We start from the raw sequence: 19,801 nt of genomic DNA on the forward strand, positions 1-19,801 counted from the left end.
GCTGGTTCGGCCACCAGTCACGGTTCGAGCGAACCTCAAAACCGGGACGCGATCCATGCGCTACCGGGCACTTGCCGGTGTTCGGCGTATCGCTTCCGTCCATCATTGCCTCCAATGGTTCTTGTGATGAAATTTGCCTGGCCGTGAACTATCGCGTCTGAGAAAGACAAGCGCGTGTCACGGCCAATGGGACGAGTGGCACACGGGGCGCGGCACGACCTTCCTGCCAGCCGCTCACTGCAATGGAACACCTTGCAAACGACATTAATCGCAGCCACCCGGATTCTGTGCGCCCTCAAGGCGGCATCTGCGGGGTCACACGCGGGATTCGAGTCGCCTTCGACTCGCATCACCATCCCCGTTTAGAGCTTTACTAGAGTCTGATCATCAGTTTAAGTCAGCTTTTCCGATTATCGCGATAAGGTCAGCTTATGAAAAATCTGACGTTACGGCAGCTGCGCTATGTCGAAGCACTGGTCCGGCACAGCCATTTCGGCCGGGCGGCGGATGCTTGCGCGATTTCCCAGCCGGCTTTGTCGATGCAGATCAAGGAATTGGAGGAAGGCCTGGGCCTGGCGCTGTTCGAAAGAGGCGCCCGCCAGATCCGGCTCACCAGTTTCGGCACGGAGTTCGCCACACGGGCCCGCGACATATTGCGCGCCGTCGAGGCCTTGGGAGACCTGGCCCAGGCCTGGCAGGATCAACTGGTCGGGCCACTGCGCATCGGTGTCATCCCAACCGTTGCCCCCTATCTGCTGCCGACCCTCGTCTCCAATCTCGCCCGCTCGCATGAAGGCCTGGACATTCATGTCCGCGAAACCGTGACGCCGAGGCTGATCCAGGAGCTCATCGACGGGCGTCTCGACACCGCCATCGTCGCCCTGCCGGTATCGGAACCCTCCTTCAACGAGGTTGCGCTGTTCACCGAGAACTTCGTGCTGGTGAGGCCGAGCGAGGACGAAGGGAAGCCAGTACCGGACCGGGAGATGCTCAGCGAAATGCGGCTGCTGCTGCTGGAGGAAGGCCATTGCTTCCGCGATCAGGCCCTGGCCTTCTGCAATGCCCCGTCCCTGCGGACCCGCGAATTGCTGGACGGCAGCTCCCTGTCGACCCTCGTGCAGATGGTCGGGGCGGGCATCGGGGTCACCCTGATTCCGGAAATGGCCGTACCGATGGAAACGCGCTCGGCGCAGGTCTCCATCGCCCGCTTCGCCAATCCCCAGCCCTCGCGCACCATCGGCATGATCTGGCGCAAAACCAGCCCGCTGGTCAAACAGCTGCTGGAGATCTCGAAAGTGGTGCGGGACGCGGCCGACCTATTGAGAGGTCGCCGCGACCAGCAGCTGTCCGACCTGCAGCTCGCGCCTGCCGTCCTTCACCAGCCATCGTGATCTCCCCGCGAGACCGGGCGTCCGAAACACGCCGGCTTCCTGGAGCATCGCGCCGAAAAGTGGACGCCGGTTTTCGGCAAAAGCGATGCGACAACAATAACCTGATGCCGTAGAGCAAAGCGCGTTCAAGACTGAACGCTTGTTTGCCCTAACTCTTTGGTTCGACGCGTCTTTGCGATTCGAAGTGACTCCATCAAATCGCAAAACGCTATAGCTACCTGACGTTGGCGGTACCCACGACTTCGCCCAGCGCCCGTTCGAGATTGCCCACGGTGCGATCGATGTCGGCGAGCTTGTCGAGGCCGAAAAGGCCGATACGGAAGGTCTGGAAGTCGGCGGGCTCGTCGCACATGAGGGGAACGCCGGCAGCTGCCTGCACGCCGACCGCAACGAATTTGGCGCCGGACTTGATGCCGGGATCGTCGGTGTAGCAGACGACGACGCCAGGGGCTCCGAAACCCGGTGCGGCAACGCTGGCAAAACCGCGCTGGGCCAAGAGCTTGCGCACGCGAGCGCCAAGTTCGAGCTGCGCAGCCTTCATCTTTTCGAAGCCCCTCGCCTCGGTTTCGAGCACGGCGTCGCGGAACCCGCGCAGGGCATCGGTCGGCAAGGTGGCATGGTAGGCATGGCCGCCCTTCTCATAGGCCTCCATGATCTCCAGCCATTTCTTCAGATCGCAAGCAAAGGAGGAGCCGGTGCTGGCCTTCACCTGCGTTTTCGCAGCTTCGCTCAGCATGACGATGCCGCTGCAGGGCGAAGCGCTCCACCCCTTCTGCGGTGCCGAGATCAACACGTCGACACCGATCGCCTTCATGTCGACCCAGACGCAGCCCGAAGCGATGCAGTCGAGGACAAAGAGCGCGCCGACCCTGTGCGCCGCATCCGCGATGGCCTTCATGTACCCGTCCGGCAGCATGATGCCGGAGGCGGTCTCCACATGCGGCGCGAAGACGACATTCGGTCGCTCCGCTTCGATGACGGCCACGGCCTCCTCGATCGGCACGGGCTGGAAGGGCTGCTGGCGCGCGCCCGATTCCGACTGTGTCTGGCCCGCCTTCAGCACGATGCTCTCCGCGGGGATGGCGCCCATCTCGAATATCTGCGTCCAGCGATAGGAGAACCAGCCATTGCGGATGACCAGTACCTTCTTGCCATGGGCGAGCTGGCGTGCCACCGCCTCCATCGCATAGGTGCCGCCGCCCGGCACCAGGGCTACGCCCCCGGCTTCTTCCACGCCGTAGACGCGGCGCAGCGTTTGCGAGATGTCCCGCATGACGCCCTGGAAGGCCTGCGACATGTGGTTGAGCGCGCGATCGGTAAAGACCACCGAATATTCGAGGAGACCTTCGGGGTCCACGTTCGGCAACAAGGCAGTCATCATCTATTCCCTTCTGGCGCGACTCGCATCCGGCTGCCGAGACACTACAGCAATCGGATCCGCCGCCAAGCGTGCTCGAAGTCGCGGCTCGCGGGCTTTCAGCAAGCCCGGCCTATCATTCCCGGCATCGACCTCACGTCGCCTCCTCACCCTGCTGGGAACAACGACAGAGCCAACCGTGGCGCTGCACGGCACTCTCTTCGCTTTGTTGGATGGGATCGAACTCTATTCGGTTTCCGGCCGGTGGCTGCCCGGCAAACAGGCCAGGCCTGGTGAGAGGCCTGGCCATATCCGTCCGGTCACGCAACCTAGGCCGACATGTCGCGATTGCGGTCCTGCCAGAGTTCCAGGATCGCCAGGATCGCCACCAAAGCGCCAAGCACGATGTGCCAGTTGCGCAGCGGAGGATCATAGGCGAACACGAAGGGCTGGATTGCCAGCCACACGCCGCAGGCGAGCGCCAGGATTTCCTCCCAACGTCGCAGGAATACCACCTCCAGGCTGGCGAGCGCTACGACGGCCGCGCCGACCAAGGCCGTGACCAGCATCACGGTCGGCGTTTCGGTGACGCCGAGCCATAGCGGGGAGATGATGATTGCGGCGCCGAGGATCATCGAGGCGATGTCCTCCCAGCGTCGGTGCTGCAAGAGCCCCAAGGGCCCCATGACTTTGAACGTTGCCATAACGCGCCTCCTCTCAGGCTACGATGAGCTTGGCTCAAACGCCCTTGAGGACCACCGTGCGTTGCTTGAGAACATCCTCAGCCGGGCGTCCTTCGCACTGCCTGCATTATCTCAAGAAAATCTAGTGATTTCAATGAGTCTTATGATGCTGAGCAGTCTATTCGACGTAGAACGTAGCACTTCTGCCAGCCGAGACCTGCGATCGGTTGGAACCGTTCTTCCCCGCTGACGTCATGGGGGCATCGGCAGCGCGTTCAGCCAAGGTGTTTTGCGATTATACGGGATCACTTCAAAGCGCAAAGACGCCTCGAAACATGGCGCGAAAGCAAAGCGCGGTTCGAGGAAGCCGCACTCTGCTCTAAGGTGCCGTAGTGTCGGCATATCGCATCAATGATCACGCCGTATCGATCATCTTCCGAAGGGAGGTCCCGTGACGGAACCGGATATCAAGCAGGTCGAGGCCCGCATTCGGGCCAGCTTTGCAAAGCAGGGCCTCATGCGCACGCTCGGGGCAACCCTCGCCGCCGTGTCGCCGGGTCAGGTCGAGATCTCTCTCGTGCCGAGAAGCGAAGTGTCGCAACAGCACGGCTTCGTTCATGCCGGAGCGGTGAGCGCCATTGCCGACAGTGCGGCGGGCTACGCCGCTCTCAGCCTGATGCCGATCGACCGCGGCGTCCTGACGGCGGAATTCAAGATCAATCTCCTGGCCCCGGCGGCGGGTGAGCGGATCGTGGCGCGCGGCAAGGTGATCAAGGCCGGGCGCGCGCTGACGCTGGCGCAGGCCGAGGTCTTTGCCGAGCGCGAGGGCACGGAGCGGCTGATCGCCCTGCTGACCGCAACGCTGATGGCCATCGAAGGCAAGGACGGCATCGTCGATTGAACGCGCCCCTGACTCGTTCGGCCTCCGTACGCCTGGAGGCCTTATCGGGCCGCGCCGGCCCGTTCCCGCTCGATCCTCTCGGTGACGTCACGCGCCACGGCGACGGAGCCGAGGACGCCCTGGTCGGCCTCGACCAAGGCAAAGCTCATCTCGACATAGAGCTTGCGCCCCGTCTTGTGCAGCGCCCTGGTCAAGGTCGGCTTGCCATTCAGCTTCAATTGTCCGGTGTGGATGGCCGCGTCGAACCCCGCCCAATGCGCATTCCGAAGATGCGGCGGGATGATGAGATCGAGCGATTGGCCGATCGCTTCATCCTGATCGAAGCCGAACAGCAGGCTCGCCCCCCTGTTCCACAACGCAATCTTGCCGTCGACGGTCGCAAAGATCAGCGCTTCCGCCATCTGTTCCACGATGGCCTTGGTGATCGTCTCATCGATCATGGCGCCCTCCCCGTGCAGCTCCATGTTCGGCCTCATCGCGAGACCGCGCCGCATCGTGGCCGTCAGCGTAGCAGCCTCCGGGCTCTGCTCCCAGCCAGTCTATTGCGGCTGCTTGGCCAATTGGCAGGCCGGATCGATGAGATCCTCGCCATGTGCCGGTGAGCCGTCCTCCCGGCGCCGGCTAAGGATGTAGAAGCCCTTGCTCCCGTCCTTGAAGATCGTGCCGACTACGACGATTGTGTAGAGGCCCATCGCTGCCCTGGCTCCGGGAATGTCACCGGCAACCTCCTGGAACGGGTTGAAGCCGGAAAGGCTATCCCGCATCAGCTTGAGACCGGAATAGGGGCGATCGGAGGTTGGCAGCTTCAGTGGCGACCACCCCTTCGAAAGCCCTGCCTCATTGTTTGCCAGGGCATTGCGAATGTCCGGCCTGACGCAGCCGACATGGATATGAAGCTGGTTCTGGGATCGGTCCTTTGCCGAGTTCACGGCCAGCGCGACCATGCTCCAATCCAGCTTGTGCTCGAGGAGCGCGCCGAGATGGGAGCGCGCGGCCCAGCCATGCTCGAAATAGTTCTCCGCATCGGGTGCCAGGAGGGCCCCGTCCTCGATCCCGGTGATGCGTTTCGTCGGGATGAGCAGGTAGTTGTAGGGCTTTGTCGGGGCATTGTCCTTGAGGACGGCAAAACCGCGATCGACCCCCTTGCTGAGGTCGACTTCGGCGCAATGCCGGCGCTCGGCCTGATGCTGTTGTTCCGGCACGCATTGCCCGTTGACGATCTTCCAGAGAGCATCGGGATCGAGAAAGCGTGCGAGGAAGAAAAACAGGGCGAGCCCGGCCAGTGCGGCGGCGATGGCGAGAGCCATCACGGTTCTGCGCCAGCCGATCGCGCGCATCCTCATGCCTTCTTCTCCCTGAGCCATCGATTCCGAGGGCTCGCCTCACACCCCGGAACCGTCAAGGCTCGGCATGGGCGAACGCCCGCCCGCTATCGAGCCAAGTAATCGCCTCCCATGAAACCTTCACTAAGGAAGCCGATCACCGCATCGAAAGCCTGCGCCCGGTTCTTTTCCATGAGCACCATGTGCGTTGCCTGCCCGATCTCGACGAACCGCTTGTAAGGCGCCCTAGTGAGGCGGGCGAACAGGTCATGCGCCATGTCGAACCGGACGTCGACATCCCATTCCGCACCGATCACGAGCACTGGACAGCCTATGCCGGCCGGATCGTAGAGCGGCCTGCCAGAGGTCCAATGCTCGCGCACATCCTGCACGGCACCGGAAGGGGCCCTGATCGTGCCCGGCACGGGCGAATCCGCATCGGTCGTCAGAGTTGCCTTCTCCCAGGCCTCGAACCAGCCCTTGGGAATCAGGGTCCCCCTCGCCTCTTCGGGCGCCGGCGCTCGCCATGCTGCCTCGAAAACCCGCGGGCTCACCAGGCGGTAGGCTCCCAGCGGCCCGCCCGCATCGATGCGCAACGGCCTTTCCGAGAGCCAGAGGGGCGTCACCAGCACCAATTTCTCGACAGGCGCTTCGGGCCGGCTGGCAAGGATGCCGGCAATTGTCGCGCCCCAGGACATGCCGAGCACACCGAGCCGCGCAATGCCACGCTCGCGGCGGATGAAGTCGACCGCCGCGGCAAGATCCCGCGCCGCGGTAAGGGCCGGCGTCAGCGGAACACCGCCTTCGGGCGGCCGCTCCATCTCGGGCGGACGGGTGGAGCCACCATAGCCGCGCACATCGACGGCCCAGACATCGTAGCCCGCACGTGCCAGCACATCCATGAACGACCCCTCGCCCACGGGCACATCGAACAGGCTTGCCGAGGAGAACGTCGCGCCGTGCATCATCACCAGGGTCCGCTCGGGGCTGAAGGTGTTCATGCCGTCCGGCCGCTTGTTGAGGAGCTGCAGCTGAATGCCCGGCGTGTCGCTCGCGATCAGCCGGGCCCGGGCAATGATACGCGGCATCGACGGGGTGTCGGTTGAAATCATGACAGGTTCCTCAATCAGACGAATTGCCAGCCGAAGGCGTTGCCGTCGCGGCGGACGCGGCCGGCGGAGGTCTCGGCAAAATGCGTGGTCAGTACCAGGGCGCCGGTCTCGGCGGCATGGTTCAGCGCCCAGTGGCGCGAGGCTGTGGCCGCCTGCGGAAACTCGCAATAGGCCGAGTTCCAGTCTGGTCTGGAAATCTGGAGGGGATGATGCAGCACATCGCCCCAGAACAGGGCGTATTCGCCTTCGGAGCGAAAGCCGATCGAGGCATGATCGATACTGTGGCCAGGGCTGGGAAGGAAGAAGAAGCCCTCCTCCGCCTGTGAGCCGTCCACCGTGATTTCACGGGCGAGCCCAGCTTCGACAATGGGAACCACGCTGTCTTCGTAGACGCCGGGCAGCGGCAGGCGCGCCATGGGACCGAGGCCCGCTTCGGCCCGCAGATCGGCATCCGAACCCGTCGCCGCCGCGAGCGCCGCGTTATAGGCGCGTTCGCGGGCGGAAAAGACATGGCGGGCGTTCGGAAAAGTCGGGACCCAATGCTCTCCCGTCCAGCACGTATTCCATCCGACATGATCGGCATGAATGTGGGTCAGCAGGACCAGATCGACGTCGCCCGGCCTGACGCCCACCGCCTTCAGGCGCTCGAGAAACGGCTCGTTGAGATGATGCAGTACCGCCAGGCCCGGCCGTTCCTTGTCGTTGCCGGAGGCCGTGTCGACAAGGATGACCCGATCGGGCGTCGTCACCAGCCAGGCATGAATGCTCTGGCGCAATAGCCCCGTATGCCGATCGACCGACCCCGGTCCCAGCCTTCGCGCTTCCTCGGCTCCGGCGGCGGGATCGTAATCGGGATAGAGAAGGGTGGGGTCGACCCCATCGAGTGCCAATTCCGGAATCCTGGTAATGGTGGCTGCACCGATCCGGTAGGATCCGAAGGCTCGTTCCATATCCTGCTCCCTATGCTTGATGTCTGCCGTCTCGAAGAAAGGCATTGTCCGGTGCAGGGTTTAGCTCTATCGAGATCATATTAGAAATCGATACGGCTCATGCCCCGCATCAACCACTTCGATCTTCGCTCCTTCGATCTCAACCTGCTGGTGGCTTTCGATGCCCTGATGCAGGAGCGAAGCGTCACGCGGGCGGCAACCCGTCTCAAGGTTGGACAACCGGCGATGAGTCACAGCCTGTCGACCTTGCGCGTGCTGCTGCTGGACGAGCTCTTCGTCCGCGTGGGAACCGTGATGCAACCAACCGCCTATGCTTTCGCCCTGGCCGAGCCCATCCGCATCGCGCTGGCACAGATTCAAGCTGCTCTTCATGCCCCCTCGACCTTCGAGCCGGCAACGGAAGAGCGCACGTTCCGCCCTGGCTTCTCCAGCGAGGTCGAGCTCTTGCTGATACCCGAACTCACGGCACGCCTTCGCCGCGCAGCCCCCGGCGTGAGGCTGCTCAGCCGGCAGGCCGGAAGCGACGAGGTCCATCGCCTGCTGGATGACGGCACACTGGATCTGGCCGTCGGCTGCTTCCAGGCCGTTGCTCAGCGCCACAAGGCGCAATTCCTATTCGAGCAGGCCCTGAGCTGCGTCTTCAATCCTGGCCAGCTCGATATCGGCATGCCGATCAGCCTGGCCGACTATCTGGCGCTGCCACATGCGCTGGTCACGCTGACCGACAGCCTGCAAGGTTGCCTTGAAGCCGCCCTCGACGCCATCGATGCCAAGCTTAACGTGGTATCGGCATCGTCCGAGTTTCTGAGCGTGCTGGCGACGGTAGCCGCCTCCCCGACGATCACGACGATACCGACGCGCATGGCGCAGCTTTACGGGCCGCGCTTCGGCCTGGCGGCGGGGCCCGCTCCCCTCGATCTCACGCTGCCGGACGTCTCGATGGTCTGGTCGGCCCGCCTCGATCAGGATCCGGCTTCGTCCTGGTTCAGGACCGAGGTTGCCAATACGCTCCGCGCCTTCGAGCAGGAGACCGGGAACGCACCGAGACAAAGGAGGCGAACGGAATTGACGTTGGAATTGGCAGGGCAAGGCCTGCGTAAGGAGCGGGCACGATGACAGTCCTGAAAATCATTCGCATCGCCGCTTGGAGCGCTGTCGCCGGAGCCACGCTCCTGCTCGCGGCGAATACCGTGCTGCCGCAAGCCTGGAAAAACGAAGCTGCCAAGCCCGCGCCCGACACGCCCGTCATCGACATAGCCAGGGTCGGCGGTCCCTTCCGGCTCACCTCCCACAAGGGAGAGACGATCGACAACGCTCGCCTTGCAGGCAAGCCTTATCTGGCCTTTTTCGGCTTCACCCATTGCCCGGACGTCTGTCCGACCACGCTGTCCGATCTCACCGATCTGATGAGCGCCCTCGGCCCTGCCGCCGACGCTTTCAATGTCCTCTTCGTCAGCGTCGATCCCGAACGGGACAGCCAGGACCTGCTGGCGCAATATATGGGCTCGTTCGACGTGCGCATCCTTGCCTTGCGCGGCAGCCGGGCGGAAACCGACACCATGGTGAAGGCCTTCGCCGCCTATGCCCGCAAGGTGCCGATGGAGGGCGGCGAGTACACCATGGATCATACCGCCGGCGTCTATGTGATGGACGCCAATGGCAAGTTCGCCAGTATGCTGGACATGCACGAACCGCGCGAGACCAAGCTTCAGAAATTACGCCGAATTATCGATTCAAAAGCCTGAAAATGAAAAGAAATTCAGTTAAGAAGATCCTTCGAAGCCTTTCGGTTGCCGCGCTGGTTTCCCTGCCCGGCCTTGCCCATGCGGCCGGGCCGACCATCGAGATCCTCACCACCGGGGGCTGCAGTTGCTGCCTCGCCTGGGCTCGCCATCTGCAGGAGCGGGGCTATGCGACCGATGTCCGGCAACTCCCGTCGGACGAGTTGCAGCGGCGCAAGCTGCAACTGGGCGTGAAGGAGAACCTCGCCTCCTGCCATACCGGCTCGATCGGTGGCTATGTCATCGAAGGCCACGTTCCGGCCCGCGAGATTGCGCGCCTGCTTTCCGAACGCCCCGAAGCCGTTGGGCTGGCGGTACCAGACATGCCCATCGGTTCGCCCGGCATGGGCGAAGGCAGCGCCGATGCCGAGCCATACGACGTCCTGTTGCTGCGCAAGGACGGCACCACCCAGGTCTTTGCCCGCTATCGCTGATCGGCCTTCGAGAAGATACGCGTCACACGGCCCGCCTCGACGCCGGTCGCGTCGCTTTGCCGCGGCTTGCCGGGGGCGGCAAAGCACGCCTCTGCATCACGCCACCCTTCTGGGCTCTCGGCAGCGTATTTTGGCTGTGAACGGTGCGCACATGCACGGACGAATCAACGATGATGCGCTAGATTGATCCTTGTTGATCAGCCGATTCATACTTGCGGCGATGGCCACAAGCGTGAGGTGGCGGCGCGACGAACATTAATTTTTCGATCGCACTCTGGATAAAAATACTTACCGGCACCAGACTACCATAATCTGCCGCAATCTTAGCGGATGTTCTTTGTGAGTCACTCGGAACTCTACGGGTTTCCTGCAGTTGAGTGAGCAAGGGCGCAGTCAACCCGATCAGCCACCATGGGAGGCTGCCATGACTGAGAGAAGCGACGTTTTCGACCTGTTTGCGGAACATTATACCAGCGCGGCCCAGGAGGAGATGAGCCTCCAGCAATATTTGCTCGCATGCCGCGAGGACCAGTCGATGTACGCCTCCGCGGCCGAGCGGATGATCGATGCAATCGGCAAGCCGAAGCTACTCGACACCAGCAAGGACGAGCGCCTCGGACGGATTTTTGCCAACCGCACGGTCAAGACCTATCCTGCCTTCGCCGATTTCTACGGCATGGAGGACACGATCGAGCGTCTCGTCGGCTATTTCCGCTATGCCTCCCAAGGCCTGGAAGAGCGCAAGCAGATCCTCTACCTCCTCGGTCCCGTCGGCGGCGGCAAGTCTTCCCTAGCGGAACGGCTGAAGAAGTTGATGGAAGAACGCCCCATCTACACGCTCAAGGTGGGCGGCAAGATAAGCCCGGTTTTTGAATCGCCGCTGGGTCTCTTCAACCCGGACCGGATAGGCGATCTGCTGGAAGACAAATACGGTATTGCACGGCGGCGTCTGAACGGCCTGATCTCCCCATGGGCAACCAAGCGCCTCGATGAATTGTCGGGCGACATCTCCAAATTCAGCGTCGTCAAGCTGGTACCCTCGCGGCTGCGCCAGATCGGCATCGCCAAGACCGAGCCGGGCGATGAGAACAATCAGGACGTCTCGGCCCTGGTCGGCAAGGTCGACATCCGCCAGCTCGAACATTTCAGCCAGTCCGATCCGGACGCCTATTCCTACAGCGGCGGCCTGAACCGCACGACCCAGGGGCTGCTCGAATTCGTCGAGATGTTCAAGGCGCCGATCAAGGTCCTGCACCCCCTGCTGACCGCCACCCAGGAAGGTAGCTATAACGGCACCGAGAATTTCGGCGCCTTTCCCTATCAGGGCATCGTCGTGGCCCATTCCAACGAGTCGGAATGGCTGCAATTCAAGAGCAACAAGAACAACGAGGCCTTCCTCGATCGTATCCTCGTGGTCAAGGTGCCCTATTGCCTGCGTGTCACCGAGGAAAGGCAGATCTACGAGAAGCTGCTGCGCGAGAGCGAACTGGCCAGCAGCCCCTGCGCACCGGAAGTGCTCGACATTCTTAGCCGCTTCTCGGTGTCGACCCGGCTGGCGGAGTTCGACAATTCGCCGCTCTACACCAAGATGCGCATCTATGACGGCGAGAATCTCAAGGAGCTCGACCCCAAGGCGAAGGCTGTCCAGGAATATCGCGATGCTGCCGGCGTCGATGAGGGCATGACCGGCGTCAGCACGCGCTTTGCCTTCAAGATCCTGTCGCAGACCTTCAACTACGATACCCAGGAACTGGCTGCCGATCCCGTGCATCTGATGTACATCCTGGAGGAGGCGATCAAGCGCGAGCAGTTCGCGAAGGAAACGGAAACCACCTATCTCGACTTCATCAAGTCGGAGCTGGCCAGCCGCTACGCCGAGTTCATCGGGCACGAGATCCAGAAGGCCTATCTGGAATCCTACTCGGAATATGGCCAGAATCTGTTCGACCGCTACATCGCCTATGCCGATGCCTGGGTGGAGGATCAGGATTACAAGGATCCCGATACCGGCCAGGTCCTCAACCGTGAGGTGCTCGACAAGGAATTGTCCCAGATCGAGAAACCGGCCGGCATCGCCAATCCCAAGGATTTCCGCAACGAGGTGGTGAAATTCACACTGCGCGCTCGGGCCAGGAACAACGGCCGCAACCCGGCCTGGACCAGCTATGAGAAATTGCGGGAAGTCATCGAAAAGCGGATGTTCGGCCAGGTCGAGGATCTCCTGCCGGTGATCAGCTTCGGCTCGAAGCAGGACAGCGTGACCGAGAAGCGGCATACGGAGTTCGTGCAGCGCATGGAGGCGCGCGGCTACACCAAGCGGCAGGTGCGTCGGCTGGTGGATTGGTATATGCGTGTAAACAAGGCGGGTTGATCCCGGCCGGGTGGTGTTCCCATGCCAATCTTTATCGATCGCCGCCTCAATCCCAAGGACAAGAGCCTGGGCAACCGCCAGCGCTTCCTGCGTCGCGCGCGCGCCGAGCTGAAGCAGAGCATCCGCGACCAGATCAAGACCGGCAAGATCGCGGATGTGGATGCCAAGCATTCCGTCTCGATGCCGGTGCACGGCACCAGCGAACCGACCTTCCGCGAGGCCAGGGATAGCGGCGGGCGCCATCATGTCCTGCCCGGCAACAAGCAGTTCGCGCCGGGCGACAGGGTTTCCAAGCCCAATCAGGGTGCCGGGTCGGGCTCGGCTCCCGGCCTGACCGACTCGGAAGACGACTTCCGCTTCGTGCTGACCCGCGAGGAGGTGCTCGACCTCTTCTTCGAGGATCTCGAACTGCCCGACATGGTCAAGCTCAACCTCAAGGAGGTCCTGATCGTCAAGCCGCGGCGGGCTGGTTTTTCGGTAAGCGGCTCGCCGACCAACATCAATGTCGGGCGCACCATGCGCAACAGCCATGGCCGCCGCATCGCCCTCAAGCGCCCGAAACAGGAGGAACTGGACGCGATCCTCCAGGAACTGCAGGAGCTCGATACCGGAACAGCGGGAGCCGCAGCCCACCAGCGCATCGCCGAGCTGCACGCGGAGCTCGACCGGCTGGAGCGCCGGCGCCGGGTGATCTCCTATATCGATCCGGTCGACATCCGCTTCAACCGCTTCGACGCGCAGCCGCTGCCGAACGCCAATGCGGTGATGTTCTGCCTGATGGACGTGTCCGGTTCGATGGGGGAACGGGAAAAGGACCTGGCCAAGCGCTTCTTCGTCCTGCTGCACCTGTTTCTGAAAAGGCGCTATGAGCGCACCGACATCGTCTTCATCCGGCATACCCATGAGGCGCAGGAGGTTGACGAGGAAACCTTCTTCTACTCGACCCAGAGCGGCGGCACCGTGGTCTCGACCGCCCTCGAGGAGATGCAGCGCATCATCAAGGAGCGCTATCCCTCCAACGAATGGAACATCTATGCCGCCCAGGCCTCGGACGGCGACAACATCGCCACCGATTCCGGGCGTTGCATCGCGCTACTCGATGGCGAGATCATGCGCCTGTGCCAGTATTTCGCCTATGTCGAGATTATCGACGAGCGCGAGAGCCATATCTTCGGCGGCACCGAGAACGGCACCTCGCTCTGGCAGGCCTATGCGGCCGTCACCGAGCGCTGGCCGAACTTCCAGATGAGCCGCATCGCCAAGGCTTCCGACATCTATCCGGTTTTCCGCCGGCTCTTCACCAGGCAGCCCGCCTCGCAGGGCGGGTGAAAGGAGCGCCGATGCCCAAGCCGACGTCCAAGCATGCGCCCAATGCCGACTTGCTGTTCTCCGGCTCGGATTGGAATTTCAAGACGCTGTCGCGGGCCTATGACGTCATCGAGGCGCTGGCGGTGGAGGAGCTCCATCTCGACACCTATCCGGTGCAGATGGAGATCATCTCCTCCGAACAGATGCTCGATGCCTATTCATCCGTCGGCATGCCGCTGATGTACCGGCATTGGTCGTTCGGCAAGCATTTCCTCCATCAGGAACTGATGTACCGCAAGGGTGGACGCGGGCTCGCCTATGAAATCGTCATCAACTCCAACCCCTGCGTCGTCTATCTGATGGAAGAGAACACCATGGCCCTGCAGGCCCTGGTGACGGCCCATGCAGCGCTCGGCCACAATCACTTCTTCAAGAACAACTATCTGTTCCAGCAATGGACGGATGCGGGCGCGATCCTGGGCTATCTCGATTTTGCCAAGGGCTTCATCACCCGTTGCGAGGAACGCCACGGCGTCGCCGCGGTGGAGGCCATTCTCGATGCGGCGCATGCGCTGATGGAACAGGGCGTGTTCCGGTATCGCCGCCCGCCCAAGCTGTCGTCGGAAAAGCAGCGCGAGGGCGTGCGCGAGCGGCTGGAATATGAAGAGCGCACCTATAATGATCTCTGGCGCACGCTGCCGCCCTCCAAAGGCGGCGACAGGCCCGACGACGCCAAGGACGGCACGCCCGAGCGAAAGAAGGCACTCAACCTTCCCGAGGAAAACCTGCTCTATTTCCTGGAGAAGAACAGCCTGATCCTCGAGCCGTGGCAGCGCGAGATCCTCAGGATCGTCCGGGTCATCGCGCAATATTTCTATCCGCAGCGCCAGACCCAGGTGATGAACGAGGGCTGCGCCACCTTCGTGCATTACACGCTGATGAACGCCTTGTTTGACCGGGGCCGGATCAGCGAGGGCGCCATGCTCGAGATCCTGCGCAACCATTCCAACGTGGTGTTCCAGCCGGGCTATGACGATCCACGCTTTTCCGGGATCAATCCCTATGCGCTGGGCCTCGACATGATGCAGGACATCCAGCGCATCTCGACCGAGCCGACGCAGGAGGATCGCGACTGGTTTCCCGAATTCGCCGGCAACGGCAATTGGCGCGAAGTCCTGCTCGATGCCTGGGCCAATTACCGCGACGAGTCCTTCATCCGCCAATATCTCAGCCCGACGCTGATCCGCAAATGGCGGATGTTCGTCCTGTCCGATGCCGCCAACGAATCCTTCTACAAGGTCGCCTCGATCCACAATGAGCGCGGCTACGAGAATGTCCGCACCGCCCTCGCCCATAGCTACGATATCGGCGCCAACCGCTCGGACATCCAGGTCGTGGACGTCGACTTGCTGGGCGACCGGCAACTGCGCCTGCAGCACAAGGTCAATGACGGCATCGTGCTGGAGCCCAACAGCCGCGACGCGACCTTGCGCCATATCCGCAGCCTTTGGGGTTACGAGGTGAGCCTGGAAGGCATCGACGCCCGCACGGGAAACAGGATCTATGAATGTTCGACCCGCCAGGTCGGGGGGTGAACCAGCCGCGGCCCGACGCGCGGGGAGCGCCTGTCAGGGCTTGCCTGGCTCCAGTGTGATGCGGGCCTGCCGCGCCGTGACCGCGCCATCCACGCCATAGCTCGTGCTCCATTCGAAGCGCAGGCTGTCCTCCACTCGCGTGACATCCAGATCGAGGATGATACCGGGCACCATGTCGAAATCGCGGCACTCGATGGTGCTGACACCGTCCAGGGCGAAGGTGACGACGGCATGTCTCTCGGTGATCAGACGGCCCTGGTCATCGACCTTGTTCGTAAGGATCCAGGCATGGATGCGCATGAGCCCCTGCCCCTTGCCGAAGAACGCGAGCTCCAGCAAATAGCCATCGTGGAAGCTCGGCACGCGGCCGAACCAGGCGAGCAGTTCCTCCCCACCGGGCAACTCATGCAGGACTGAAGCAGGTGCGGTCATCGGCTCACGCAAGATCGTCGGGCGTTTCGGACTCGTTGCGAAACGTCGCGAGCTCCCCCAGAAGATCGACCAGCTGATCGATGCGCTCGCGGCCGAAACGCTCTTCCAGCACGGCATAGATCTTGCGGCTGTCGGGCAGCACTTCGTGGATGACGGCTTCACCGGCGGGCGCGAGCTTCAGGAGCACGCGGCGCCCGTCGTCCCTGTCCTTGTGCTTGGAGATGAAGCCGCGCTCCTCGAGCGAACGGATCATGCGGGTGAGGCTGGGAGCCAGGATGAAGGCGCGATCGGCGACCTCGGAGGCATCGAGCGTGCCGGCCTCGTTCAAGACGCGCAGCACGCGCCATTGCTGCTCCGTCACGCCGTGATTGGCGAGCATGGGGCGAAAATGGCTCATGACGGCCTCGCGCGCCCGCAGGAGCGCGATCGGCAGGGAACGCCGCGTTTCCTTCAGCCTTGCTTCCTCGATCACCGGCATTTCCTTCATTTCATCCATGCATCGTATCCGATAGCGGCTCCGGGCATTGAGCACTACTCGCATAGATCGCCGGCCGATCAAACTGTCGGCGATGCTTCCTTAACCTCGCCTCGTCGGGAAGGCTGCGCCTGTCCGGCGCGCCATTCGCCCGGCGGCGCGCCGGCATGCTTGCGGAAGAAGCGCGAGAAATAGGCCGGGTCGCGAAAGCCGATCTCATAGCCGACATCCTCGACCGAGCGAATGGTGAAGACCAAGAGGCGCTTCGCCTCGATCAGGCGCCGCCCGTCGATGACGGCCTTGAGCGAGCGGCCATGCGAGGCGCCGCAGGCCCTGGCGAGCAGATGCGGCGTGGTGCCGAGCGCCTCGACATAGCGGCCGATCGGCCAGTTCTCGCGGAAATGCCGGTCGACCAGGCGCCGGAACGCCAAGGCGAGGTCCCGGCCCTCGCGTTCGCCGGCACGCTCCTTCTGCCCGAGCAGAGCGATGTCGTTCAGCGCCACCGCGATGAGGGCGCCGAGCGGCCTCATCTGGCCGGCCTGATAGTCGTCGAGCAGGCGCTGCATGGTCGCGGCCAAAGACGGCCATAGCCGGCTCCCGCTTTGCCCGCGCACCATGATGGCTTCGTCGACCGGCAGGACCGAGAGCGCCGCGATCGGCGGCAGGGCGCCGTCCGCGATCGAGGCGACGATGGCGTCGCTCTCCTCCGGCGCGACGGTGAAGCCATGCACGACGCCGCTGGGCACGAAGCTGACGGCCGGCGCGACAAAGTCCAGCCGGCGATCCTCGATGAAGTATTCGCCGCGCCCCTTGGTCCAGAAGGTGATCTGGGCCATGCGGTCATGCTTATGGGCGGAAACCCGGCCTGCATGCAGCGATTTTCGCTCCATCACCGTCTCGACATGCAGGAAACCGAGGTCGATCGGGCGATCGGGCTCGCCATAGACGAAGAAGCTCGGAACCGTGTCGGACATCAGCGCCGCCGAAAAAAGTACAATCGATTTTGTCATTCTGTCCATGGCGGCGCGCCACGGCAAGGCCTAGCCTCCCCTCAACGACATAAGGGAGGAAGGCGATGCGCTCAGAGGATTTTCGCGCCGATACAAAACGACCCTTCACGGGTGCCGAATATCTCGCTTCGCTGCGCGACGGGCGCGAGGTCTACATCAATGGCGAACGGGTCGCCGATGTCACCGCCCATCCGGCCATGCGCAATTCGGCGCGCTCGCTGGCCCGGCTCTACGACGCCCTGCATGACGAGAAGACCAAGCCGATCCTGACCGCGCCGACCGACACGGGCTCGGGCGGCTACACCCACAAATATTTCCGCGTCGCGCGCTCTTCGGCCGAATTGGTGGCGCAGAAGGGCGCCATCACCCACTGGGCCCGCATGACCTATGGTTGGATGGGCCGCACCGCCGACTACAAGGCGGCGCTGATGAACACGCTCGGCGCCAATGCCGAGTGGTACGGCCCCTTCAGGGACAATGCGCTGGCCTGGCACAAGCGCGCCCAGGAAGCCGTGCTGTTCATGAACCATGCCATCGTCAACCCGCCGATCGACCGCCACAAGCCGGCCGACGCGGTGAAGGACGTCTTCGTCCACATCACCAAGGAGACCGATGCGGGCATCCATGTCTCCGGCGCCAAGGTGGTCGCCACCTCCTCCGCCCTCACCCACTACAATTTCCTGGCCCAGAGCTCGGCCACCGTCACCGAGGACCCGTCCCTCTCCGTGATGTTCATCCTGGCGATGAACGCGCCGGGGGTGAAGATGTTCTGCCGGACCTCCTATGAGGAAACCGCCAACCGCACCGCCCAGCCCTTCGACTATCCGCTCTCCTCCCGTTTCGACGAGAACGATGCCATCCTGGTGCTCGACAATGTCTTCATCCCCTGGGAGGACGTGCTGGTACTGCGCGATGCCGGCAAGATCCTGTCCTTCCACCCCGCCTCCGGCTTCATGCATGGCTATTGCTTCCAGGGCTGCATCCGCTTCGGGGTGAAGCTCGATTTCCTCGCCGGCCTCCTCGCCAAGGCCCTGCGCGCCACCGGGGGCGATGCCTTCCGCGGCAACCAGGCCATGCTCGGCGAAGTCATCGCCATCCGCCACCAGTTCTGGTCCTTCGCCAATGCCATGGCCCACAACCCCATTCCCTGGGCTGATGGTGCCGTGCTGCCCAATCTCGAGGCGGCGCTCGCCTACCGCACCTTCATGTCGGAGGCCTACCCCAGGGTGATCGACATCGTCAGGCGCACCATCGCCTCCGGCCTGATCTATTTGCCCTCCTCGGCCCGGGATTTCGCCAACCCCGAGATCGACCGCTACCTCGCCCAATATGTGCGCGGCTCCAACGACATGGGCCATATCGAGCGCATCAAGATCATGAAGCTGCTGTGGGACGCCACGGGCACGGAATTCGCCGGCCGCCACGCTTTGTACGAGCTCAATTATGCCGGCGCGCCCGAGGAAGTCCGCCTGCAGGTGCTCAAGGGCGCCGAGCGCGGCGGGCGCCTTCGGGAGATGGAAGCCCTGGTCGACCAATGCATGGCCGATTACGACGAAAAGGGCTGGACCGGCGAGACCTGGCTGCCGCCGCTCGGCGAGGCCGGACCGGCACGCGCCGCCGCGGCCGAGTGAGGCCGCCGCCATGCCCGATCCCGTCTCCCGGACCCAGTTTCGCGACGCCATGGCGCGGGTCTGCGCCAGCGTCAACGTGGTCACCACCAATGGCAGCGCCGGGCGCGGCGGCTTCACCGCCACCGCCATGTGCTCGGTGACCGACGAGCCGCCGACCCTGCTTGTGTGCATGAACAGCCACTCGGCCCAGACAACCCTCTTCTTCGAAAACCGCCGCTTCTGCGTCAACGTGCTGACGCACGCGCACCAGGACCTCGCCGGCTATTTCGCCGGCCAGCGCACCGACATGGACGCCCGCTACGCCGCCGCCGACTGGATCGACCTTCCCTCCGGCAACCAGGCCCTGGCCGACGCCATCGTCTCCTTCGACTGCCACCTGATCGACCGGCATCTGGTGGGCAGCCATCACATCTTCATCGGCGAGGTGATGGATATCCGCAGCCGGAGGGATGGGCAGGCCTTGCTTTATTTCGACCGGGGCTATGCGCAGGTGCTGGGGCAGGCGGGGAGTTTTGGGGGGTAGGGAGTGAGCCGCATAGCGAAATACGAGTGTAATTGAACGTCGGAAATGGGGCCGCTTGCCGACAGTCCGGTTTTGCCGACGATGCCAGTAAAGCCGTCATGTTGTCATTTAGCGGTCGACGACATGACTGGCTCGTTGCAGTCCGTCCCGGTCGCCCCAAGTCCAGGCGCTGAGGGCTCAAGTTGACCAGGCAGCCCTAAAGAGTTCCTGCTTTCGGAAACGTATCCGATGCCGGAGGATGCTTCTGTCACCAGGGGCGACGCCAGGATTGGTCATGTTCATGGGGATCGTTTTTTGCTCGTGTTAGTTCGGGGCGGATTCCGGCGCCGCTCCCCTGTTCACGAGCGAGCCAATCCCGCCGCCGGCCGGATCGGGCGCATTCAGATTAAGCGTCGGCGGCGCTATCTGATCCCTGAGCGCCTGGATCGCGAAGATGGCGCCGAGCCCGCCGGCGGCGCCGAGCGGATTCCGGTTGCCGACTTCGTTGACGCCGGAACCGCGTCCGAACACGGATACGGCCTCATC

The 19,801-nt window shown here is 63.1% G+C and carries 20 protein-coding genes; 10 read left to right on the plus strand and 10 right to left on the minus strand.

All coding sequences use genetic code 11. The features are described 5' to 3' along the window. The first annotated feature begins 431 nt into the window (after window positions 1–431). A complete protein-coding gene (locus U1R88_RS26805) occupies window positions 432–1,391 on the plus strand; it encodes a hydrogen peroxide-inducible genes activator (RefSeq protein WP_068283961.1) in 960 nt (319 codons plus the stop codon). A 214-nt stretch (window positions 1,392–1,605) separates the two neighbouring features. Here U1R88_RS26805 and U1R88_RS26810 read toward each other — a convergent pair whose 3' ends face one another. After that, entirely contained in the window at window positions 1,606–2,772 is a 1,167-nt protein-coding gene (locus U1R88_RS26810) for an aminotransferase class V-fold PLP-dependent enzyme (RefSeq protein WP_322434011.1), read from the minus strand. A gap of 305 nt (window positions 2,773–3,077) precedes the next feature. Then, on the minus strand, window positions 3,078–3,452 hold the full coding sequence (locus U1R88_RS26815) for an SPW repeat domain-containing protein (protein ID WP_322434012.1): 375 nt from the start codon (window positions 3,450–3,452) through the stop codon (window positions 3,078–3,080). A 430-nt stretch (window positions 3,453–3,882) separates the two neighbouring features. On the opposite strand from U1R88_RS26815, the gene U1R88_RS26820 reads away from it, so the two are divergent. Further along, complete coding sequence (locus U1R88_RS26820) at window positions 3,883–4,332, plus strand: PaaI family thioesterase (protein ID WP_322434013.1); 450 nt, start codon at window positions 3,883–3,885, stop codon at window positions 4,330–4,332. A 41-nt stretch (window positions 4,333–4,373) separates the two neighbouring features. On the opposite strand, the gene U1R88_RS26825 is transcribed toward U1R88_RS26820, so the two are convergent. The 4 genes from U1R88_RS26825 to U1R88_RS26840 form a co-directional block, all read right to left on the minus strand. After that, entirely contained in the window at window positions 4,374–4,772 is a 399-nt protein-coding gene (locus tag U1R88_RS26825) for a PAS domain S-box protein (RefSeq protein WP_322434014.1), read from the minus strand. A 99-nt stretch (window positions 4,773–4,871) separates the two neighbouring features. Further along, complete coding sequence (locus U1R88_RS26830; protein ID WP_322434015.1) at window positions 4,872–5,675, minus strand: CDP-diacylglycerol diphosphatase; 804 nt, start codon at window positions 5,673–5,675, stop codon at window positions 4,872–4,874. Between the two features lie 86 nt (window positions 5,676–5,761). Continuing rightward, entirely contained in the window at window positions 5,762–6,766 is a 1,005-nt protein-coding gene (locus U1R88_RS26835) for an alpha/beta hydrolase (protein ID WP_322434016.1), read from the minus strand. 14 nt (window positions 6,767–6,780) lie between these two features. After that, window positions 6,781–7,716 carry an MBL fold metallo-hydrolase gene (locus U1R88_RS26840; protein ID WP_322434017.1) on the minus strand — a complete coding sequence of 312 codons (936 nt, stop codon included), beginning with the start codon at window positions 7,714–7,716 and terminating at the stop codon, window positions 6,781–6,783. A 99-nt stretch (window positions 7,717–7,815) separates the two neighbouring features. Between U1R88_RS26840 and U1R88_RS26845 the strand changes: the two genes are divergently transcribed. The 6 genes from U1R88_RS26845 (at window position 7,816) to U1R88_RS26870 (ending at window position 15,205) form a co-directional block, all read left to right on the plus strand. Continuing rightward, window positions 7,816–8,832, plus strand: a complete 1,017-nt coding sequence (locus tag U1R88_RS26845; RefSeq protein WP_322434018.1) for a LysR substrate-binding domain-containing protein — start codon at window positions 7,816–7,818, stop codon at window positions 8,830–8,832. Further along, window positions 8,829–9,461: an SCO family protein gene (locus tag U1R88_RS26850; protein WP_322434019.1), complete on the plus strand. Its 633-nt coding sequence runs from the start codon at window positions 8,829–8,831 to the stop codon at window positions 9,459–9,461. The genes U1R88_RS26845 and U1R88_RS26850 overlap by 4 nt, the downstream gene beginning before the upstream one ends. Before the next feature lie 2 nt (window positions 9,462–9,463). After that, a complete protein-coding gene (locus tag U1R88_RS26855; protein ID WP_322434020.1) occupies window positions 9,464–9,931 on the plus strand; it encodes a DUF411 domain-containing protein in 468 nt (155 codons plus the stop codon). A 424-nt stretch (window positions 9,932–10,355) separates the two neighbouring features. Beyond that, window positions 10,356–12,302: a PrkA family serine protein kinase gene (locus tag U1R88_RS26860; protein ID WP_322434021.1), complete on the plus strand. Its 1,947-nt coding sequence runs from the start codon at window positions 10,356–10,358 to the stop codon at window positions 12,300–12,302. Between the two features lie 21 nt (window positions 12,303–12,323). Beyond that, on the plus strand, window positions 12,324–13,631 hold the full coding sequence (locus tag U1R88_RS26865; RefSeq protein ID WP_322434022.1) for a YeaH/YhbH family protein: 1,308 nt from the start codon (window positions 12,324–12,326) through the stop codon (window positions 13,629–13,631). An 11-nt stretch (window positions 13,632–13,642) separates the two neighbouring features. Beyond that, window positions 13,643–15,205, plus strand: a complete 1,563-nt coding sequence (locus tag U1R88_RS26870; RefSeq protein WP_322434023.1) for a SpoVR family protein — start codon at window positions 13,643–13,645, stop codon at window positions 15,203–15,205. Window positions 15,206–15,238: 33 nt separating this feature from the next. Here U1R88_RS26870 and U1R88_RS26875 read toward each other — a convergent pair whose 3' ends face one another. From U1R88_RS26875 to U1R88_RS26885, 3 genes are read right to left on the minus strand one after another with little or no spacing between them, the layout of a single operon-like run. Next, a complete protein-coding gene (locus U1R88_RS26875) occupies window positions 15,239–15,637 on the minus strand; it encodes a hypothetical protein (protein WP_322434024.1) in 399 nt (132 codons plus the stop codon). Window positions 15,638–15,641: 4 nt separating this feature from the next. Next, a complete protein-coding gene (hpaR, locus tag U1R88_RS26880; protein ID WP_156771373.1) occupies window positions 15,642–16,133 on the minus strand; it encodes a homoprotocatechuate degradation operon regulator HpaR in 492 nt (163 codons plus the stop codon). A gap of 59 nt (window positions 16,134–16,192) precedes the next feature. Beyond that, entirely contained in the window at window positions 16,193–17,086 is an 894-nt protein-coding gene (locus U1R88_RS26885; protein WP_322434025.1) for a helix-turn-helix domain-containing protein, read from the minus strand. Window positions 17,087–17,187: 101 nt separating this feature from the next. Between U1R88_RS26885 and U1R88_RS26890 the strand changes: the two genes are divergently transcribed. Both U1R88_RS26890 and U1R88_RS26895 read left to right on the plus strand, forming a co-directional pair. After that, window positions 17,188–18,753, plus strand: coding sequence for a 4-hydroxyphenylacetate 3-hydroxylase N-terminal domain-containing protein (locus tag U1R88_RS26890; protein WP_322434026.1), 1,566 nt, complete (start codon window positions 17,188–17,190; stop codon window positions 18,751–18,753). Between the two features lie 10 nt (window positions 18,754–18,763). Further along, a complete protein-coding gene (locus U1R88_RS26895) occupies window positions 18,764–19,276 on the plus strand; it encodes a flavin reductase (protein ID WP_322434027.1) in 513 nt (170 codons plus the stop codon). Window positions 19,277–19,579: 303 nt separating this feature from the next. On the opposite strand, the gene U1R88_RS35725 is transcribed toward U1R88_RS26895, so the two are convergent. Further along, window positions 19,580–19,786, minus strand: a complete 207-nt coding sequence (locus U1R88_RS35725; protein WP_425545488.1) for a hypothetical protein — start codon at window positions 19,784–19,786, stop codon at window positions 19,580–19,582. Window positions 19,787–19,801: the final 15 nt, after the last annotated feature.

Origin of the sequence: Labrys sedimenti (assembly GCF_034424805.1) — a bacterium.
In the GTDB taxonomy this organism is placed as follows: Bacteria; Pseudomonadota; Alphaproteobacteria; order Rhizobiales; family Labraceae; genus Labrys; species Labrys sedimenti.

Bases quoted from the DNA above. Each gene is read 5' to 3' on its own strand.
- U1R88_RS26805 (WP_068283961.1), top strand. From the start codon at position 432: ATGAAAAATCTGACGTTACGGCAGCTGCGCTATGTCGAAGCACTGGTC.
- U1R88_RS26810 (WP_322434011.1), bottom strand. From the start codon at position 2,772: ATGATGACTGCCTTGTTGCCGAACGTGGACCCCGAAGGTCTCCTCGAA.
- U1R88_RS26815 (WP_322434012.1), bottom strand. From the start codon at position 3,452: ATGGCAACGTTCAAAGTCATGGGGCCCTTGGGGCTCTTGCAGCACCGA.
- U1R88_RS26825 (WP_322434014.1), bottom strand. From the start codon at position 4,772: ATGATCGATGAGACGATCACCAAGGCCATCGTGGAACAGATGGCGGAA.
- U1R88_RS26830 (WP_322434015.1), bottom strand. From the start codon at position 5,675: ATGAGGATGCGCGCGATCGGCTGGCGCAGAACCGTGATGGCTCTCGCC.
- U1R88_RS26835 (WP_322434016.1), bottom strand. From the start codon at position 6,766: ATGATTTCAACCGACACCCCGTCGATGCCGCGTATCATTGCCCGGGCC.
- U1R88_RS26840 (WP_322434017.1), bottom strand. From the start codon at position 7,716: ATGGAACGAGCCTTCGGATCCTACCGGATCGGTGCAGCCACCATTACC.
- U1R88_RS26845 (WP_322434018.1), top strand. From the start codon at position 7,816: ATGCCCCGCATCAACCACTTCGATCTTCGCTCCTTCGATCTCAACCTG.
- U1R88_RS26850 (WP_322434019.1), top strand. From the start codon at position 8,829: ATGACAGTCCTGAAAATCATTCGCATCGCCGCTTGGAGCGCTGTCGCC.
- U1R88_RS26855 (WP_322434020.1), top strand. From the start codon at position 9,464: ATGAAAAGAAATTCAGTTAAGAAGATCCTTCGAAGCCTTTCGGTTGCC.
- U1R88_RS26860 (WP_322434021.1), top strand. From the start codon at position 10,356: ATGACTGAGAGAAGCGACGTTTTCGACCTGTTTGCGGAACATTATACC.
- U1R88_RS26865 (WP_322434022.1), top strand. From the start codon at position 12,324: ATGCCAATCTTTATCGATCGCCGCCTCAATCCCAAGGACAAGAGCCTG.
- U1R88_RS26870 (WP_322434023.1), top strand. From the start codon at position 13,643: ATGCCCAAGCCGACGTCCAAGCATGCGCCCAATGCCGACTTGCTGTTC.
- U1R88_RS26875 (WP_322434024.1), bottom strand. From the start codon at position 15,637: ATGACCGCACCTGCTTCAGTCCTGCATGAGTTGCCCGGTGGGGAGGAA.
- hpaR (WP_156771373.1), bottom strand. From the start codon at position 16,133: ATGGATGAAATGAAGGAAATGCCGGTGATCGAGGAAGCAAGGCTGAAG.
- U1R88_RS26885 (WP_322434025.1), bottom strand. From the start codon at position 17,086: ATGTCCGACACGGTTCCGAGCTTCTTCGTCTATGGCGAGCCCGATCGC.
- U1R88_RS26890 (WP_322434026.1), top strand. From the start codon at position 17,188: ATGCGCTCAGAGGATTTTCGCGCCGATACAAAACGACCCTTCACGGGT.
- U1R88_RS26895 (WP_322434027.1), top strand. From the start codon at position 18,764: ATGCCCGATCCCGTCTCCCGGACCCAGTTTCGCGACGCCATGGCGCGG.